Annotated in this window: 16 protein-coding genes; 7 read left to right on the top strand and 9 right to left on the bottom strand. The window is 73.5% G+C overall.

Features of this window, described 5'->3' with window-relative positions:
- The first annotated feature begins 20 nt into the window (after positions 1–20).
- From grpE to clpB, 4 genes are all read left to right on the top strand, one after another.
- The gene (gene grpE / locus QJS33_RS20770; RefSeq protein WP_306369705.1) at positions 21–719 is read left to right on the top strand and encodes a nucleotide exchange factor GrpE; all 699 of its coding nucleotides are present in this window, start codon (positions 21–23) and stop codon (positions 717–719) included.
- Between the two features lie 126 nt (positions 720–845).
- Positions 846–2,012, top strand: a complete 1,167-nt coding sequence (gene dnaJ, locus QJS33_RS20765) for a molecular chaperone DnaJ (RefSeq protein ID WP_306369704.1) — start codon at positions 846–848, stop codon at positions 2,010–2,012.
- A 5-nt stretch (positions 2,013–2,017) separates the two neighbouring features.
- Positions 2,018–2,506 (top strand): heat shock protein transcriptional repressor HspR, encoded by a 489-nt coding sequence (locus QJS33_RS20760; protein ID WP_306369703.1) that lies wholly within the window; start codon positions 2,018–2,020, stop codon positions 2,504–2,506.
- Positions 2,507–2,594: 88 nt separating this feature from the next.
- A complete protein-coding gene (gene clpB / locus QJS33_RS20755; RefSeq protein WP_306369702.1) occupies positions 2,595–5,207 on the top strand; it encodes an ATP-dependent chaperone ClpB in 2,613 nt (870 codons plus the stop codon).
- A 238-nt stretch (positions 5,208–5,445) separates the two neighbouring features.
- Here the strand turns inward: clpB and QJS33_RS20750 are convergent, their stop codons facing one another.
- Positions 5,446–6,435 (bottom strand): NAD-dependent epimerase/dehydratase family protein, encoded by a 990-nt coding sequence (locus QJS33_RS20750; RefSeq protein WP_306369701.1) that lies wholly within the window; start codon positions 6,433–6,435, stop codon positions 5,446–5,448.
- Positions 6,436–6,566: 131 nt separating this feature from the next.
- Here QJS33_RS20750 and QJS33_RS20745 point away from each other — a divergent pair, with 131 nt between their 5' ends.
- Both QJS33_RS20745 and QJS33_RS20740 read left to right on the top strand, forming a co-directional pair.
- On the top strand, positions 6,567–6,767 hold the full coding sequence (locus tag QJS33_RS20745; protein WP_306369700.1) for a type II toxin-antitoxin system VapB family antitoxin: 201 nt from the start codon (positions 6,567–6,569) through the stop codon (positions 6,765–6,767).
- Positions 6,758–7,177, top strand: a complete 420-nt coding sequence (locus QJS33_RS20740; RefSeq protein WP_306369699.1) for a PIN domain nuclease — start codon at positions 6,758–6,760, stop codon at positions 7,175–7,177. Before QJS33_RS20745 ends, QJS33_RS20740 begins: the two co-directional genes overlap by 10 nt.
- 22 nt (positions 7,178–7,199) lie before the next feature.
- Here the strand turns inward: QJS33_RS20740 and QJS33_RS20735 are convergent, their stop codons facing one another.
- Together QJS33_RS20735 and QJS33_RS20730 are read right to left on the bottom strand one after the other, a co-directional pair.
- Positions 7,200–8,540: an RNA polymerase sigma factor gene (locus QJS33_RS20735; RefSeq protein ID WP_306369698.1), complete on the bottom strand. Its 1,341-nt coding sequence runs from the start codon at positions 8,538–8,540 to the stop codon at positions 7,200–7,202.
- A 171-nt stretch (positions 8,541–8,711) separates the two neighbouring features.
- Positions 8,712–9,158, bottom strand: coding sequence for a YciI family protein (locus QJS33_RS20730; RefSeq protein ID WP_306369697.1), 447 nt, complete (start codon positions 9,156–9,158; stop codon positions 8,712–8,714).
- 193 nt (positions 9,159–9,351) lie between these two features.
- Between QJS33_RS20730 and QJS33_RS20725 the strand changes: the two genes are divergently transcribed.
- A complete protein-coding gene (locus QJS33_RS20725; RefSeq protein WP_306369696.1) occupies positions 9,352–9,738 on the top strand; it encodes a nuclear transport factor 2 family protein in 387 nt (128 codons plus the stop codon).
- 60 nt (positions 9,739–9,798) lie between these two features.
- On the opposite strand, the gene QJS33_RS20720 is transcribed toward QJS33_RS20725, so the two are convergent.
- The 6 genes from QJS33_RS20720 to QJS33_RS20695 all read right to left on the bottom strand — a co-directional run.
- Positions 9,799–11,067 carry an MFS transporter gene (locus tag QJS33_RS20720; RefSeq protein WP_306369695.1) on the bottom strand — a complete coding sequence of 423 codons (1,269 nt, stop codon included), beginning with the start codon at positions 11,065–11,067 and terminating at the stop codon, positions 9,799–9,801.
- Positions 11,064–11,552, bottom strand: a complete 489-nt coding sequence (gene rraA, locus QJS33_RS20715; RefSeq protein ID WP_306369694.1) for a ribonuclease E activity regulator RraA — start codon at positions 11,550–11,552, stop codon at positions 11,064–11,066. The genes QJS33_RS20720 and rraA overlap by 4 nt, the downstream gene beginning before the upstream one ends.
- Positions 11,553–11,601: 49 nt before the next feature.
- Entirely contained in the window at positions 11,602–12,675 is a 1,074-nt protein-coding gene (locus tag QJS33_RS20710) for a PLP-dependent cysteine synthase family protein (protein WP_306369693.1), read from the bottom strand.
- Between the two features lie 12 nt (positions 12,676–12,687).
- Positions 12,688–13,644, bottom strand: coding sequence for a GHMP kinase (locus QJS33_RS20705; protein ID WP_306369692.1), 957 nt, complete (start codon positions 13,642–13,644; stop codon positions 12,688–12,690).
- Between the two features lie 666 nt (positions 13,645–14,310).
- A complete protein-coding gene (locus QJS33_RS20700; RefSeq protein WP_306369691.1) occupies positions 14,311–14,511 on the bottom strand; it encodes an MbtH family protein in 201 nt (66 codons plus the stop codon).
- A partial coding sequence (locus QJS33_RS20695) for an amino acid adenylation domain-containing protein (RefSeq protein ID WP_306369690.1) occupies positions 14,508–18,567 on the bottom strand: 4,060 nt, incomplete at its 5' end. The genes QJS33_RS20700 and QJS33_RS20695, both read right to left, overlap by 4 nt.

Genomic DNA, 18,567 nt, shown 5'->3' with positions numbered 1-18,567 from the left:
GGAAGGAGGGCGCGTCCCAGATGGCGCAGTCTGACAGCACGAACGGCACCAACGGCGACGGTGAGGAGCGCCGGGGGCCGGTGATCCGCGACAACCGCCGCATCGACCCGGAGACCGGGGAGGTGCGCGAGACCGCCGCGGAGGAGGCCGAGGCCGACACCGAGGAGGTCGAGGGCATCGAGATCCCCGACACCCCCGAGCAGGTGGTGTCCGAGGCGATCAACGCCGACGAGCGGGTCGTGGAGCTCACCAACGACATCAAGCGCGTGCAGGCGGAGTACTCCAACTACCGCAAGCGCGTCGAGCGGGACCGGGTGGCCGTCCGAGAGGTCGCCACCGCCCAGGTCCTGGGTGAACTCCTGCCGATCCTGGACGACATCGGCCGGGCCCGCGACCACGACGAGCTCACCGGCGGGTTCAAGGCGGTGGGCGAGGCCCTGGAGGGCGCGGTCGCCAAGCTGGGCCTGGAGCGGTTCGCGGAGCAGGGCGACGACTTCGACCCGAAGATCCACGAGGCGCTGACCCTGATCCCGGTCCCGGACATCACGGTGCAGACGGTGGTGGAGGTCTTCCAGCCGGGGTACCGGATGGGTGAGCGGGTCCTGCGCCCGGCCCGTGTGGTCGTCGGGGACCCGGTGGAGGGCGCCGGGGCGCCCGACCCCGCCGAAGCGTCCGACGAGGGCGCGGAGGACTCCGGCGGCAGGGCCGACGACGAGTAGCGGGGCGACCCGCGGCTCTCCGGGCCACCCTCGGGTGGCCCGGAGGGCCGACCCCGGTCCCGGGCGGGCCGGGGCCACCTGGAAACATCGGACGCGATCAGATCAGCGGGAGAAGGCACTCAGTCGATGAGCACCAAGGACTACCTGGAGAAGGACTACTACAAGGTCCTCGGAGTCTCAAAGACCGCCTCCAAGGACGAGATCAAGTCGTCCTACCGCAAACTGGCACGTGAGAACCATCCCGACGCCAACACCGGCGACCCCGCGGCGGAGGGCCGCTTCAAGGAGATCTCCGAGGCGTACAACGTCCTGTCGGACGACAAGCGCCGCAAGGAGTACGACGACGCGCGGTCCCTGTTCGGCGGCTCGTACCGGCCCGGCGGGGGGACCGGTCCGGGCGGGTTCGACATGAGCGATCTGTTCGGCCAGGGCGGCACCGCCGGTAGCGGGGGCACCGGCGGCGAGCGGCTCAGCGACCTGTTCGGCGGCCTGTTCGGCGGCCGGGGCCGCGGCGGCACCGGCACGCGCAGCAGGCGCGGCTCCGACGTCGAGACCGAGGCCACCCTGACCTTCCGGGAGGCCGCGGACGGGGTGACCCGCTCCTTCCAGTTGGCCAGCGAAGCGCCCTGTCCCACCTGTAAGGGGACCGGGGCCAAGGCGGGCACCGCCCCGCGGATGTGCCCCAAGTGCTCGGGCACCGGGCACGAGAACACCAACCTCGGCGGCTTCTCGCTGTCGGAGCCGTGCAGCGAGTGCAAGGGGCGCGGCCTGGTCGTCGACGACCCCTGCGACACCTGCCACGGCAGCGGGCGCGGCAAGAGCACCCGCACCATCCAGACGCGCATCCCCGCCGGGGTGGCCGACGGCCAGCGCATCCGCATCAAGGGCAAGGGCGCGCCGGGCGAGAACGGCGGGCCCGCGGGCGACCTGTACGTCGTCGTCCACGTGAAGGAGCACCCGGTGTTCGGCAGGACCGGCGACAACGTCACGATCACCGTTCCGGTCACGTTCCCCGAGGCGGTGCTCGGCGCCGACGTGCGCATCCCGACCCTGGGCGGCTTCCCGGTGACGGTCAAGGTGCCGCCGGGTACGCAGAACGGCCACAAGCTGCGGGTGCGCGGCAAGGGCGCCACCCGCAAGGACGGCACCACCGGCGACATGATCGTCACCCTGGAGGTCTCCGTCCCCAAGAACCTCAACGGCGACGCCCGCGAGGCCCTGGAGAAGTTCCGCGCGGCGACGTCCGACCACGACCCGCGCGACGGGCTCGAAGCGCGGGCGAAGGGTGCGTGAGACCGATGAACGACTCCTTCGGCGTGGACGCGCCGGTCTACGTGATATCCGTGGCGGCCGAGTTGGCGGGCATGCACCCGCAGACGCTGCGGCAGTACGACCGGCTGGGGATCGTGTCCCCGGGCCGGGCCTCCGGACGCGGTAGACGCTACTCCATGCGCGACGTGCAGACACTGCGCGAGGTGCAGCGGCTGTCGCAGGAGGAGGGCATCAACCTGGCCGGGATCAAGCGGATCCTGGAACTCGAACACGAGGTGGAGCAGCTGCGCGAGCAGGTGTTCCACCTGGCCAACGAACTGGAGGCGGCGCGCCGGGCGGTGGCCCGGCGGGCCACCGCCCACCCGCCCCGCTCCGAGAGCGGGACCGCGGTGCGCGGCGAACTGGTCCGGCGCACCCGCGTGACGATCTTCAACACCGCCGAGGGCGACGGCCAGCGGGGGGACTCCGCGCCGGAGGGCCCCGGTCCCGACCGGATCGGCGGCGACGAGGCCTGACGGCCGCCCCGGCACGGCGGAACGGGGCCCGGTCGGCCGCGATACATCACTCCGCGTGACACGACTTGCGAAAGGAGTCACCGCGCGCATGAACTACAAGCTCACCCAGAAGAGCCAAGAGGCTCTGTCGGTGGCCATCCGGCTGGCCACCACCGACGGCAACCCGCAGACCGAACCGGTGCACCTGCTGTCCGCGCTGCTGGACCAGGCCGAGGGCGTCACCCGGCCGCTCCTCAAGGAGGTCGGGGCCGACCCCGACCGGCTCAAGGACAAGGTCGACGCGGCCATCGGCGCGCTGCCCAAGGTGTCCGGGTCCACGACCGCCTCGCCCAGCTCCTCCCGCCAGCTCATCGTCTCCATCAACACCGCCGCCCAGCGCGCGCAGCAGATGGAGGACGAGTACGTCTCCACCGAGCACCTGCTGGTGGGCCTGGCCGCCGACGGCGGCGAGGCGGCCCGGCTGCTCAAGGACGCCGGGGCCACACCGGAGGCGCTGCTCGACGCGTTCGAGCAGGTGCGCGGCAAGCGCCGGGTCACCACGGAGAACCCCGAGGAGACCTACCAGGCACTGGAGAAGTACGGCGTCGACCTGACCGAGCGGGCCCGCGAGGGCAAGGTGGACCCGGTGATCGGCCGCGACGGGGAGATCCGGCGGGTCATCCAGGTGCTCAGCCGCCGCACCAAGAACAACCCGGTGCTCATCGGCGAACCCGGTGTCGGCAAGACCGCCGTGGTGGAGGGCCTGGCCCAGCGCATCGTCGCGGGCGACGTGCCCCAGTCCCTGCTCGGCAAGCGGCTGATCAGCCTGGACCTGTCGGCGATGGTGGCGGGCGCCAAGTACCGGGGCGAGTTCGAGGAGCGCCTCAAGGCGGTGCTCCAGGAGATCAAGGACTCCGACGGCCAGGTCATCACGTTCATCGACGAGCTGCACACCATGGTCGGCGCCGGGGCCTCCGGCGACGGGTCCATGGACGCCGGGAACATGCTGAAGCCGATGCTGGCCCGCGGCGAGCTGCGCATGGTCGGCGCGACCACACTGGACGAGTACCGGGAGCGGATCGAGAAGGACCCCGCCCTGGAGCGCCGGTTCCAGCAGGTGTTCGTGGGCGAGCCGACGGCCACCGACACCATCGCGATCCTGCGCGGGCTCAAGGGCCGGTACGAGGCGCACCACAAGGTGCAGATCTCCGACTCGGCGCTGGTGGCCGCCGCGACCCTGTCCGACCGCTACATCACCGCGCGCTTCCTGCCGGACAAGGCCATCGACCTCATCGACGAGGCGGCCTCCCGGCTGCGCATGGAGATCGACTCCAGCCCGGTGGAGATCGACGAGCTGCGCCGCACCGTCGACCGCCTCAAGATGGAGGAGATGGCGCTCGACAAGGAGTCCGACCCGGCGTCCCGGCAGCGGCTGGAGCGGCTGCGCGCGGACCTGGCCGACAAGCAGGAGCGCCTCAACGGGCTGGTCGCCCGGTGGGAGCAGGAGAAGGCGGGCCTGAACCGGGTCGGTGAGCTCAAGGGCCAGCTGGACGAGCTGCGCACCCGGGCCGAGCTGGCCGAGCGCGAGGGCGACTTCACCACGGCGTCCCGGCTGATGTACGGGGAGATCCCGCAGCTGGAGAAGCAGTTGGAGGAGGCCTCCCAGGCGGAGGAGTCCACCGAGGCCGAGTCCGACACCATGGTCAAGGACGAGGTCGGTGCCGACGAGGTGGCCGAGGTGGTGTCGTCCTGGACCGGCATCCCCGTGGGGCGGATGATGGAGGGCGAGACCTCCAAGCTGCTGCGCATGGAGGACGAGCTGGGCCGACGGCTGATCGGCCAGCAGTCCGCGGTCGTGGCCGTGGCGGACGCGGTGCGCCGGGCGCGGGCGGGCATCTCCGACCCCGACCGGCCGACGGGTTCGTTCCTGTTCCTGGGCCCGACCGGTGTCGGCAAGACCGAGCTGGCCAAGGCGCTGGCGGAGTTCCTGTTCGACGACGAGCGGGCGATCGTCCGCATCGACATGAGCGAGTACTCCGAGAAGCACTCGGTGTCCCGCCTGGTCGGCGCGCCTCCCGGGTACGTCGGCTACGAGGAGGGCGGCCAGCTCACCGAGGCGGTGCGCCGCCGGCCGTACACGGTGGTGCTGCTGGACGAGGTGGAGAAGGCCCACATCGAGGTGTTCGACACCCTGCTCCAGGTCCTGGACGACGGCCGGCTGACCGACGGGCAGGGGCGGGTGGTGGACTTCCGCAACACCATCCTCATCCTCACCTCCAACCTGGGCTCGCAGTTCCTGGTGGACCAGACCCTGGACGAGGCGACGCGCGAGCAGCGGGTCATGGACGTGGTGCGGGCGACGTTCAAGCCAGAGTTCCTCAACCGGCTCGACGACGTGATCATGTTCGAGGCGCTGTCCATCGAGGACCTGACGCGGATCGTGGACCTCCAGGTGGAGAAGCTGGCCCGCCGCCTGGCGGACCGGCGCCTGAACCTGGACGTGACGCCGGGGGCGCGGGAGTGGCTGGCGATGACCGGCTACGACCCCAACTACGGGGCCCGGCCGCTGCGCCGCCTGGTGCAGTCCTCGATCGGCGACCCGCTCGCCCGCGAGCTGCTGTCGGGCGCGCTGGCCGAGGGGGACACGGTGGGGGTGGACGTCAACGACGCCGCCGACAGCCTGGTCGTGTCGCCCCGCCCGCTCGGCGTCCCGGCCGAGTAACACCGCGATGCACGGCAGGGGCCGCCCGGTCCGGGCGGCCCCTCCCGCATGTCCGGGGTTTCGGCCCGCGTCGCCACCGCCGTCGCTCCCGCCACCGTCGCCGGGGTCGCCCGGGGCGGCGGCCGACCCGCCGTCGGAGCGTCCGGAGGAACCCTTCCGGCCGGAGAAGACGACGGCGGGCTCCGTGGGCACGCTCCGTTCTCGCGGGGCCGGACACCGTCCACGGCGGCCGGGGCCGTCAGGCGCGTCCGGCCAGCAGCCGCTCCTCGGCGCCCGCGGGCAGGCCCACGGCCGGTCGGTCCGGGCGCTGCGGGGCGGTGCCGCCGATGGACACCAGCCACTCCCAGGTGTCGGCGACGGTCTCGGCGACCGGGCGGCAGCGCAGCCCGGCGGCCACCGCGCGGGAGACGTCGTTGTCGTGCAGGGACGCGTGCAGCTCGCCCGGCGGGATCCACACCGGCAGCTGCGACCAGGCCTCGACCCCGGCCGCGGCCACCTGCTCGGGGGTGAGCCACACGGGCTCGGCGTCGGAGCCGGTGGCGGCGGTGCAGGCGTCGATCAGCCCGCCCATGGTGGCGTGTCCGGGCGGGCTCACCAGGTTGAACGGGCCGGAGTGCCCGGCCGCGGTGGCGTCCAGGGTCCAGGCGGCCAGGTCGCGGGCGTCCACGTACTGGATGGGCAGTTCGGCCGGGCCGGGGGCCGGGAAGGGGCCGCCCCGGGCGATCCGGTTCAGCCACCAGGGCAGGCGGCCGATGTTCTCGTAGGGGCCCAGGATGAGCCCGGCCCGCACGGACAGGAAGCGGTCGCCGAAGACCGCCTCGCCGGCCAGTTCGCCGCCGCGCTTGTCGGCCGGGTAGTCGGTGCCGCCGGACCCGGGGTCGCCGTCCACCGTCGGCCAGGACTCGTCGGAGCCCGGCGCCGAGGGGAAGGTGTAGACGGAGCAGCTGGAGATGTAGGAGTAGCGGCCCACCCGGTCCGCCAGCAGGCGGGCGGACTCCGCCACCACCCGCGGCGCCGCCGACCAGGTGTCGACGACGGCGTCCCACTCGCCCTTCTCCAGCTCGGCCAGGCCGTCGGGGGCCAGCCGGTCGCCGTGCAGCACGGCCGCGCCCGGCGGGGCCTGCCGGGTCCCGCGGTGCAGGACGGTGACGTCCCACCCCCGCTCCAAAGCGTCCTCGACGACGGCGCGCCCGACGAACTCCGTGCCACCCAGTACCAGAAGTCTCATGGCGGGCAGTCTGTCTGGTTCAGGGCGATACGCGCCACCGTTTACTGCCACCGGCAGAACCCACATCAAAAATCCTCCGGAAGAGATATCATGAGAGAGACCAAGGGGATATCAAACAAGGGGTGGTCGCTATGTCCAGAACCGTCATCGACCTCGACGAGGATGCGCTGGCCGCAGCCGCCGAGGAACTCGGCACCACCACCAAGGTCGAGACCGTCAACCGCGCGCTCCGGGAGATCGCCGCCCGCCGCAGGTCGCACCGGTTCATCGACCTCATCGGTGACCTGGACCTGGACCTGGACGAACAGACGATGGGGGAAGCATGGCGCTGACCCTGTACCTGGTCGACAAGTCCGCCTACGAGATGGTGCGGCGCAGCCCCGAGGCCCGGGATCGCCTGCACGGCCTCGTCTCGTCCGGCGGGTCGATCGCCATGTGCGAGATGATCGCCCTGGAGTTGCTCTACTCCGCCCGCAACACGAGGGACTACGAGCGCCTCAAGGAGCAGTACGGCCTCCTGCCATGGTTGGAGACCGGCAACGAGGCGATGCGGCGCGCTCTGGAGGTCCAGCACGAGCTGGCCCGCAAGGGGCACCATCGGCGAGCCCTGCCCGACCTGATCATCGCGGCCACGGCCGAGGTCCACGGAGCGACCGTGGTCCACTACGACAAGGACTACGACCTGATCGCCGACGTCACCGGGCAACCCGTCTCATGGATCGTCCCCGCGGGCACGCTCTGACCCCCTCCGGGGCCGCCCGCTGTCAGTCCTCGTCCTCCAATTCCCGTACGTCCTCCGTGGTGATGACGCCCCCGAGCGAGACGGTGGGAAGCCCGGTGACGCGGGAGACGGAGGCGAGGCGGGCGGCGCGGTCCAGGAGCAGGGAGCGTTCGCGTTCGTTGCGGGTGAGTGCGGCGGCGCGGCGGTACTCCCCCTCGGCCTCCTTCGCGCGGCCCAGGCGTTCGAGCAGGTCGCCGCGGACGGACGGGAGCAGGTGGTAGCCGTCCAGGTGTCCGTTGAGGGAGTCGACGATCTCCAGGGCGGCCGCCGGGCCGTGGGCCATCGACACCGCCACCGCCCGGTTGAGCTCTACCACCGGCGACCCGGTCTGCCGGGCCAGCGCCAGGTAGAGGGCGGAGATGACGGTCCAGTCGGTGTCCTCCGGGTCCGGGACCCGGGCGTGCTCGGCGGCGATCGCCGCCTGGAGGGCGTAGGGGCCGCGCGGCTGCGCGGGGTCGGGCGGCAGCGAGCGCAGCAGCGACGCCATGCCGCGGGTGATGAGCATCCGGTCCCAGCGGGAGCGGTCCTGCTCGGCGAGCGGCACCGGGGACCCGTCCGGGGCGACCCGGGCACGGAACCGGGAGGCGTGCAGCTCCATCAGCGCGAGCAGGCCGTGCACCTCGCGCTCCTGCGGGAGCAGTCCGGCGAGCACCCGGCCCAGCCGCATGGCCTCCTCGCACAGCTCGGGGCGCAGCAGGCTGTCGCCCGAGGTCGCCGCGTACCCCTCGTTGAACACGAGGTAGACGACCTCCAGCACGGAGGCCACCCGGGCGTCGCGGTCCCCGCCGACGGGCACCTCGAAGGGCACCTTCTTCTCGGCCAGGGTGCGCTTGGCCCGGACGATGCGCTGGGCGACGGTCGGTTCGGGCACCAGGAAGGCGCGGGCGATCTCCTCGGTGGTCAGGCCGCCCAGCATCCGCAGGGTCAGGGCGACCCGCGCCTGCGTGGACAGCACCGGGTGGCAGCACACGAACATCAGCCGGAGCAGGTCGTCGCCGTAGTCCTCCTCCAGGACGGCGTCGAACCCGCCCTGCCCGTCGTTCTCGACGACCTGGCGCCCCAGTTCGACCATGCGGTCCTGGAAGCGCTCGTCGCGCCGCCAGCGGTCGACGACGCGGCGCTTGGCGACGGTGGTCAGCCAGGCGCCGGGCCGGTCCGGCACACCCTCCTGCGGCCACTTCTCCAAAGCGCTGACCAGCGCGTCCTGGGCGAACTCCTCGGCGAGGCCGACGTCGCCGACCATGCGGGTGAGCGCTGCGACGAGGCGGGCCGACTCGATACGCCAGACCGCCTCCACCGCGCGCCGGGCATCGGTGTGGCTCACGGGCCCATCAGAGCACCGTGAGCCGCCTCACCGCAACCCGGTGCCGGGAGTCACGGGCGCCCGTCCGGTCGCGTGCGGCGGCTTCTCCGGGCGGGCCGACAGCTCCCGTGGAAGACAGCCGGTCGGCCCGTGAGTCGGACCCGCCGGAGAAGCCGCCGCACATCGTCGCGGTCAGCCCTCGTGGGCCTCGTGGGCGTTCTGCCGACGCAGTTCGCGCTCGCGCTCCTTGAGCTCCCCGGGCATCAGCTCGTCGCTGAAGTCGTCGGTGTCCATGATCCGGCGCAGGACCAGGCTCATCTCGGTGGAGTCGCCCGCCGGGGGGTGGGGGCAGCGCTTGGCCCACTCCACGGCCTCCTCGGGCGAGGACACCTGGAGGATCCAGTACCCGGCGATGAACTCCTTGGCCTCGGCGAAGGGGCCGTCGGTCACCCGCGCCTTCCCGTCGGAGAAGGTGACCCGGGTGGCCTCGGCGGAGGGCGCCAGGCCGTCCCCGGCGAGCAGCACGCCGGCCTTGACCAGCTCCTCGTTGTAGGCGGCCATCGCCTCGAAGACCTCCGGGGTCATCTCGGTGTTCGCCTCGGCCTGCGGGTCGGACATGATCGACATCATGTAGCGCATGGTGTTCGCCTTCCGTGCGGTGTGGGGGTCCCTCCCCCGCTCTCACCTGTTCGTCGAACGGGCCCGGACCGGATCGACATCCCGCCGAGGATTTTTTCGGCGGGCGGGTTAGGCGGGTGATAGGGGCGCGATGACGGCCGGTCCCAGAGTGGGGGCCAGAGACCGGATACCAGCGCAGCCGAGGAGGGCGACCATGCCCCGGGACACGGAGGGAGCGATGGCCACGGGTGCTCCGCTCCCGAGCACGGACGCCGGGGTGGACCACGTCCGCCTCGCCTACCACTACCTGAACACGGGGGACGCCGACGGGTACGCGTCCCTGGTGGACGAGGGGGCCGTCTTCACCCATCCCGCGCACGGGCCCGCGCACGGGCCGGACGGGGCCGCCGCCCTGGTCTTCGCCTGCCTGGCCGGACAGGGGCCGCACCGGGCGGACCGCATCATCGCCCGGGACTCGACGGTCGTGGTGACCGGGCGGGCCGAGGGGGCCCCGGCCGGGCGCCGCGGGTTCGTCGACGTCTTCACGCTGGGCGCGTACGGGCTGCTGCTCACGTGGAGCAGGCTGGCCGTCGACGGGTGACGCCGCACGACGCGCAGGGGCGCGGGGGGATCGCCCCCGCGCCCCTGCGCGTGTCCGGTGTCATCCGGCGGACGGGGCGGATTCCGCCGCCGCCGCGGCCGCGGCCTCGTCGGCGCGGGCCACCAGGCGCCGCAGGCCGGGGGCCGTGCAGAGCAGGGCGAGCAGGATCAGGCCGCCCGCCGCCACCGGAACGTAGAACAGCTCGACCCGGCCCAGCAGGCCGCCGAGCAGGGCGCCGACCGGGGCCAGGCCGAACCCGAGCACCTGGACGCAGGACATCACCCGGCCCAGGTGGGTGCCCGGGACGACCGTCTGGACGCACCCCAGCATCACGATGTTGGAGACGGACATGGCCGCCCCCAGGACACCCCAGGCCAGCGCGGCGAGGTAGGCGCCGGGGGCCAGGCCGAAGGCCGCGCAGGCCAGCCCCATCACCGCGAACGCCAGCACCGACGTCCGGAACCGGCCCAGGGCGGCGGCGATCCGGGCCGTGAGGAGTGCGCCCGCGAGCGCGCCGACCGCGGAGGAGGCGAGGAACACGCCGTACAGCGCCTCGGGCACCCCGAAGTGCTCCTGCACGATGAGGACCAGGACGCCGGCCTGTGCCATGAAGGCCATGTTGGCCAGGACGTTGAGGACGATCGGGGAGCGCATGGCCCTGTCCCCGAACACCAGGGACAGCCCGGCGCGCAGCTCGGCCCGGACGGAGGGGCGCGCCGGGGCGTCCTCCGCCGCCTCCGGTGCGGTGCGCCGCACGGCCAGGGGCAGGCCCAGCAGCACGAGCGCGCCCAGCAGGTAGGCCCCGGCGTTCACGGCCAGCGGCAGGAAGGCCGCGACCGCGAAGAGCAGACCGGCCAGCGGTGCCCCGGCGAAGTCCTCCAGGACGGTCTTGCCGCCCACGATCCGCCCGTTGGCGCGGTCCAGCCCCTCGACGGGGACCAGGCGGGGCAGCATCGCCCGGCCCGCCAGGTCGTAGAACACCTCGCACGTCATCACCGTGAACATCACGGCGTACAGGACCGGGATCGAGGCGTGGCCGGTGGCGACCAGGGCCGCCAGTGCCACCAGGGCGGCGGCCCGGACCAGGTTGGCGGACACCATGAGGACGCCGCGGTCGAGCCGGTCCACCAGCACCCCGACGACCAGGCCGAAGAGCAGCCAGGGCAGGAACCGGGCCACGATCAGCCCCGACACCAGCAGGGGGTCGTTGGTGAGCGCCGCCGCGACCAGCGGCAGCGCGGTGAACATGATGCCGTCGGCGAGGTTGCCGGACAGGCTCCCGGCGAGGAAGCGCGGGAAGTGGCCGCCGGCCTTCTCCCCGGCGCTCACCGGTCCCCGCCCGTTCCGAGGAGGACGATCCCGTCCTCGTCCGCGGCGATCTCCGCGCCCGGGGCGATCACGGCGCCGCCGAACGCGACGGGGACGTCGGCCTCGCCCAGGCCGACGCGCCCGGGTCGGCGGGGACTGGTGGCGACGGCCAGGACGCACAGGTCCACGAGCCGCAGTTCGGCGACGTCGCGGACGGCTCCGTGGACCACGATGCCGGACCAGCCGTTGGCGGCCGCGGTGCGGGCGACCTCGCCGCCGACCAGCGCCGCCCGCGTGGAGCCGCCGCCGTCGACGACCAGGACCCGGCCGTGGCCGGGCTCGGCGGCCACGGCGCGGACCAGGCCGTTGTCCTCGTGGCAGCGGATCGTGCGCACCGTGCCGTGCAGGCCGGTCCGTCCTCCGTAGTGGCGCAGGGGTGCGTGCACGCTGACCGCGGTGGGGTCGGCGTCCATCAGGTCCGCGGTGGCGGGGGCGACGGTTCGCATCTCCCAGCCCTCCTTCTCTCTGTGTCTGCGGGGGTTTCCCGGGGGTCTCTCAGGCGCTGAGCGCGGCGGCGGCCGGGCTGGGGCGGCGGCCCCAGGAGGCGACCGACCAGTGCGGGTGCAGTCCGTGCGGGGGTTCCACGGGCCGGGGGTCGGCGGGCACCTCGGGCGCCCACATCCCCTGTTCCTCCAGCCAGGGGCGCGAGTAGACGGTGTCGCGGTAGCGGAACCCGTCGTCGGGGAAGACCACCACGGTGGTGCCGTGCGGGTCGCGCTCGGCGTGCCAGCGCGCGGCGAGGTGGGCCGCGCCGCTGGTGGGTCCGGCGAAGACGCCGTGTTCGGAGAACAGGCGGCGGGTGGTGTCGAAGGCCGCGGCGGCGCTCACCCAGTGGACGGTGTCGTAGGCCTCGTGGGCCACGTTGCCGGGCAGGATGCTGCTGCCCAGGCCGCGCAGGGGGCGGGGGCCGTTCTCCAGGCCGAAGATGACGCTGCCGGGCGTGTCCACCGCGACCAGTTCCACCCGGTGGCCGAAGAGCCGCAGAGCGCTGGCGATCCCGCCGGTGGAGCCGCCCGAGCCGACCGGGCCGACGACGCGGTCGACCCGGCCCAGCGCCCCGGCCAGGAGTTCGGCCACGGGGAGGTAGGCGGCGGGGTTGCCCGGGTTGTCGTACTGGCCGGGCACGAACGCCTCGGGCCGCTCCCGGTGCAACTGCTCCAGCCGGGCCAGGCGGGCGCCCTGGATGCCGCCGGGCGCGTCGAAGTCGTCGACGATCTCCACCCGGGTGCCCAGCATCTCCAGGCGGGTGCGCAGGTCGGTGTCGATGGCGGGGTCCCCGACGATGGTCAGCGGGTGGCCCAGCCGCCGGCAGACCAGGGCCAGGCCGAGCGCGAACGTTCCGGAGGAGGTCTCCAGGACGGGCGCGCCCGGGGCGAGGACGCCCTCCTGGCGGGCCCGCTCGATGATGTGCTTGGCGGGCAGCAGCTTCATCAGGTTGAACACGGCGGCGTAGAGGTTGTCGCCGATCCGCACCAGGCGGGGCAGCGCCATGGCCTCCGTCATGTCGTCGAAGGCGGCGGGCGAAGCGGAGAAGGGGCGGGAGGCGGGGGGAACAGGGGGATTGCTCATGGGGTGTCGTCCTCACTCGTGCTCTCCGGCGGAGAACCGCCAGAAGTCCGTGATGCCCAGGTCGGAGAGGGCCCGCTGGGCCAGGTCCAGGCGCCGTTCGGTCTCGGGGTCGCGGCCGTCGAAGACCAGGCCGGCGATGTCGCCGCTGTGCGCCACCTGGAGTCCGGCCGCACCGCAGCGGGGCACCAGTGCATCCAGGGCGTCGAAGCCGGGGACCGGCAGGTGGCGCTGGTTGATCCGTGCGCTGGCCGAGGCGACGCGTCCGACCAGGCCGGGGTCCGCGGCGGCGACGCCCTCGCGGAGCATCAGCCGCAGTTCGGCGAACTCGGCGACCTCCCCGGGCCCGTAGACCGCCGCCCCCATGGCCAGGGTCTCCACGCCCGCGCCGTCCCGGCTGGTGCCGAAGCCGAGCACCCGCAGGGGCGGCAGCGACCCGGGGAGCGTCTCGATGACCTGCCCCTCGCGCTGGGCGAAGAGCACCGCGTCGCCGTCGTACATCAGGGAGTCGGAGGCCTGCTCGGCCCGGACCGCGATGCGCGCGGTCCGTCCGCTGTCGAGCCGCTGTCCGCAGGCGTCGTGGACGGCCAGGATCGAGGCGATGACGTCGCTGGTCGAGGAGCCGAAGCCGCGGGACAGCGGCACCTGGGAGACGAGGTACAGCCGCCCCCCGATATGGGACCTGCCCAGCGCGGACAGGGTGGCGGAGGCGGCCCGGAACGCCTTGGCCTTGCCCGCCGGTTCGACGGTGAGCACCGGGATCGCCGAGGGCTCGAAGACGGCGTAGGCGTGGTAGAGGTCGCAGGGCATGGTCGTGAGGCCGCGCACCAGGCGCCCCTCGTGCTCGAACACGCCCTGGAGGATCTCCCCGTGGTGGACACGGGACGATCCGAACCCGAGGGCGGCCGCACCTCCGGTGTCCGTGAGGAGCGGTGCGCCCTGGGGGGTGCCGCCGGCTTCCGCCATCTGCATCTCACTGCCCGTCTCTTCCAGAGGCCCGGTGGGCGGGTCCTCGCGGATGTGAACGGAAACGAGCCTAGGGACCGCGGGCGCCGCCCCCCCGGCGGTCGGCACCGGCGTTCCACCGGCTGTCCCCGCGGCACTCCCGGCGGCGGCCGGGCGGCAGCGGACCGGCGGTTCCCCGGCGGTTTCCGGCGGGCGCACGCGCGGGAGCCCCGGCGCGGAGGTTCTCTCCTGTGCCGGGGCTCCCGTGGGGCGCCGCCGCTCGTGGCGGGTGCGTCGTGCGTCGGACCCGGTCGTGTCGGGTCCTGCCCCGGACCGGCTGGTGGCCGGCCCGGGGCGGTCGGTGCTCAGCGTCCGGGTGTCAGGGTGGTGTCCCACCGAGTGGTGTAATTTCGTTCGACCCTAAAATCCCAAGGGCAACAACGTGCTGGTCAGTGATCTGCTCCTGTTCGAACAGTCGGCGTTTTCGCACCACTCGACGGGACATGACCGGTGTCAGCGCCGGGGCGTGTTCGGCGGACGCTTTCGTGTGGCTCGGCGCTTGCGCCGAGTGCTGGGAGCGGCCGCGAGGCGATCTCTCGCAAGACGACCAGCGAGGGTCAGCCCGGGGTCGGCCGACCGAGCGCAGGCGGCGCAGCGGGAGGCGGTCTCGCGGCCGCGACGCGGAATGATCCGTCAGACACGCCCCAGGCTCAGCGGGCGGATGTCGGTCCAGTTCCGCTCGACGTACTCCAGGCAGGCCTGCCGGGAGTCCTCCTCCTTGGCCACCGTCCAGCCCGCCGGAACGGGGGCGAAGACGGGCCACAGGGAGTGCTGTCCCTCGGCGTTGACCAGGACCTGGAAACGGGCGCTGTCGTCTTCGAAGGGGTTGGTCATCGTTCGCTCCTCATCGCGCCGCGTGCGGCGTCTCTTGTCGTGTCGAACTTCTCTGCCAGGACCCGGCCGATCAGCGCGATCGGCCCGGGCTCGGTCATCTGGGCGTGGGTCGCCTCGATCCGGTGGACGTCGATGTCACCTCCCACGTGCGTGCTCCACGCACCCGGTTCGGGCGCTCCCTCGGGACGTCCGAGCGTCGCCTGGAAGAAGGTGACGTCACCTTCGTGGCGGCGCGGGACGAAGCGTTGTGCGATGTCCACGTGGCCGACGGCCGCGGACACCAGGGCGGCGACCTCCTCCTCGGCGAACCCGGCCATGACCGGGTCGGCGGCGCGCAGCTCGCGGACGGCCGCGGCGGGGTCGAAGGGCCGGCCGGTCCCCGGCGTATCGGGGTCGGGCACCCGGCCGAGCAGCATCGCCATGAACTGGTCGTGGTCGGGCGCGGTGACCGGTCCGAGCGCCTGGGCGGGGTAGGAGTCGACCAGTGCCAGGAACTCGACCTCCTCGCCGTTCTCCCGGAGCAGGCTCGCGACGGCGTGCGCGACCATGCCGCCGAAGGAGTAGCCCAGCAGCCGGTAGGGCCCGCGGGGCCGCACGGACCTGATCCGCTCCAGGTAGTCGGCGGCCAGCGCCTCGACGTCGGCGGCGGGTGCGGCACCGGTCAGGACGGGGCTCTGGAGCCCGTAGACGGGCTGGTCGGGTCCGAGCAGGCGGGGCAGTCCGGAGAAGGACCAGGCCATGCCGCTGGCCGGGTGGACGCAGAACAGGGGCGGCGCGTCCCCGTCCGGCTGGATCGGCAGCAGCGCGTCCCAGGCCCCGACCCGGCTCTGGCCGCCGAGCAGACCCGCCACGGTCGGCACCCGGAACAGGTCCTTGACCTGCAACTCCATCCCGGTGGCGTCGTTGATCCGCCCGATCAGGCGGGTGGCGAGCAGCGAGTGGCCGCCCAGGTCGAAGAAGGAGTCGTCGACCCCGACCCGTTCCAGCCCCAGGACCTCGGCGAACACCCTGCACACGAGTTCCTCGCGCGGGGTGGCCGCGTCCCGGCCCCGGGCCAGTGCCCCGTAGTCGGGGACCGGCAGGGCCCGGCGGTCGAGCTTGCCGTTGCCGGTCAGGGGCAGGCCGTCCATGGTGACGAACAGGGAGGGGATCATGTAGTCGGGCAGGGACTCCGCCAGGGACTCGCGCAGGGCGGCCGGGTCGGGCGTGTGCCCGGGTTCGGGGACGACGTAGGCGACCAGGCGCTTGTCGCCGGGTCGGTCCTCGCGGACGACCACCGCGGACCGGCCGATGCCCGGCCGGCCGGCCAGGGCCGCCTCGACCTCGGCGGGCTCGATGCGAAAGCCCCGGATCTTCAGTTGTCCGTCGACCCTGCCGAGGAAGCGGACCTCCTTGTGGGGGGTCCACCTCACCAGGTCGCCGGTGCGGTACATCCGGCTCCCCTCGGCTCCGTAGGGGTCGGCGACGAACCGCTCGGAGGTCAGGTCCGCGCGGCCCACATATCCGCGGGCGACGTGGGATCCGCCCACGTACAGCTCGCCGGTGGCGCCCGGGGGCACCGGCCGCAGCCGGTCGTCCAGGACGTACATGGTGGTGTCGTCCATGGGGTCGCCCAGGGTCAGGTCGCCCAGGGTGCGGGCGCCTCCCCGGTCCCCCGGGACCACGGGGAAGGTCTGGTAGCTGGACCAGACGGTCGTCTCGGTCGGCCCGTAGCCGTGGACGACCGCGGTGTCGGGGCAGTGGCGCAGCACCCGGTCCACCGCGGCCGGGGAGGCGACGTCGCCGCTGGTCCACACCTCCTTGAGCAGGGCCAGGGCCTCGACGCACTCGTCCGCCATGACGTTGAACAGGCCGGTGGTGAAGTAGGCCGCCGTCACGCCGTGGTCGCGGATGGTGTCGGCGAGCACCCGGGCGTCGCCGTTCGTGGTCGGGGCCAGGACCAGGGTGCGGCCGCGCAGCAGCGGCACCCATATCTCGTAGGTGGAGGCGTCGAACCCGTAGGCGGAGTGGACCATGACCCGGTCGTGGCGGTCGCCGTCCCAGCAGTGGTCGGCGGCGAGGTGGACCACGTTGCGGTGGTCCACGGCCACGCCCTTGGGGCGGCCGGTCGATCCCGACGTGAACATGACGTACAGCAGGGCCAGGTCGCCGACCTCCCCGCCGCGGGGGCGGACCTGGGCGGGCGGGTCGGCGGGCAGGGCGTCGGCGACCACGACCGCGGTGCCGTGCGCCGCCTCCGCGGCGGCCACCTCGCCGGTGCTCCAACCGGTGTCGGTGACCAGGACGGCGGCCCCGGTCTCGGCCATGATGGTCCGCACCCGGGCGGGCGGGAACGACCCGGCCAAGGGCACGTAGGCGGCGCCGCACTTGACCACGGCGAGGGTGGCGACCAGCTGGTGCACGGAGCGGTCCACCAGGACCGCCACGGCGGACTCCGGTAGGGCCCCGGCGGCGACCAGGTGGCGGGCCAGCCGGTCGGCCCGGGCGTCCAGTTCGGCGTAGGTGAGCCGTTCGTCCCCGCTGACCAGGGCGATCGCGGCGGGGGTCGCCCGGGCGCGCGCCTCGAACAGTTCGTGGACCAGTGCCCCGGGCCGGTGCGGTGAGGCGGTGTCGTTGTAGGTGCGGATGTCCTCCCGTTCGTCCTCCGACAGCAGCGGGATGTCCCGCACCCGTGCGCCGGGGTCGGCCGCGGCTGCGGCCAGGATCCGGCCGAGCCGGTCCACCAGGGCGGACGCGGTCCCGGCGTCGAAGAGGTCGGTGGCGTACTCCAGGCCGCCGCCCAGACCCGCGGGTTCACCGTCGGGTCCGTACTCCTCCGCCAGGACGAAGGTGAGGTCGAACTTGGCCGTTCCGGTCGAGAACGGCACCTCGGAGGCGGTCAGCCCCGGCAGCGCCAGGTCGGCGCGCGCGTTGTTCTGGAGGGCCACCATGACCTGGAACAGGGGCTGGTGCGCGGTCGACCGGACCGGATTCAGCACCTCCACCAGGCGGTCGAAGGGCAGGTCCTGGTGCGCGAACGCGGCCAGGTCGGCCTCCCGGACCCGGGCCAGCAGCTCGGCGAAGCTCGGGTCGCCGGAGGTGTCGGTGCGCAGGACGAGGGTGTTCACGAAGAACCCGACCAGGTCGTCCAGCGCCTCGTCGCCGCGGCCGGCCACCGGGGTGCCCAGGGGCACGTCGTCCCCGGCGCCCATCCGGTCCAGGAGGACGGCGAGCGCCGCCTGGACCACCATGAACAGGGTGACGTGGTGTCCGCGGGCCAGGGCCAGCAGGTCGCGGTGCAGGTCGGCGGGCAGCGCCACCGGGGCGACCCCGCCGCGGTGGGAGGCCCGGGCCGGGCGGGCCCGGTCCACCGGGAGTTCGAGGACGTCGGGGATCCCGGCCAGGGAGGTGCGCCAGTGGTCGGCCTGGACCGCGACCGGGCCGTCCGAGTCCTCCAGGAGGTCGCGCTGCCAGAGCGCGTAGTCGGCGTACTGGACGGCCAGGGGTGCCCAGCCGGGGACCTCCCCGTTCAGCCGGGCGGTGTAGGCCTCGGACAGGTCGCGCAGCAGCGGGGCCATGGACCAGCCGTCGCCCGCGATGTGGTGGACCACCAGCACCAGGACGTGCTCGGCCGGCCCCAGCTTCAGCAGGGTCGTGTGCAGCGGCGGCTCCGACTCCAGGTCGAAGGTGCGGGTGACGACCCGGTCCAGGGCCGCCGGGTACCCGGCCGGGTCCACCTCGACCGTCTCCAGGACCGCCCCGGACTCCCGGGGGGAGAGGATCCGCTGGTGGGGTTCGCCGTCGACCTGCTCGAAGACGGTGCGCAGGGACTCGTGGCGTTCCACCACGTCGTCCAGCGCGGCCTTCAGCGCGGCCGGGTCGAGGTCGCCCTCCAGGCGCAGCGCGACCGGGATGTTGTAGGTGGCGCCGGGGCCCTCCAGGCGGTCCAGGAACCACAGGCGGCGCTGGGCGTAGGACAGCGGGATACGCTCGGGACGCTCCGCGACCGCCACGACCGGGCGGACCACGGCGGCGTTCGTGCCCTCGGCGGCGGCCAGGCGGGCGGCCGCCTCGGCG

The sequence above is a fragment of the Nocardiopsis sp. CC223A genome, from assembly GCF_030766825.1.
Taxonomy (GTDB): Bacteria; Actinomycetota; Actinomycetes; order Streptosporangiales; family Streptosporangiaceae; genus Nocardiopsis.
Note: the sequence above shows the minus strand (reverse complement) of the source record. Positions and strands in the feature narration are given on the sequence as shown.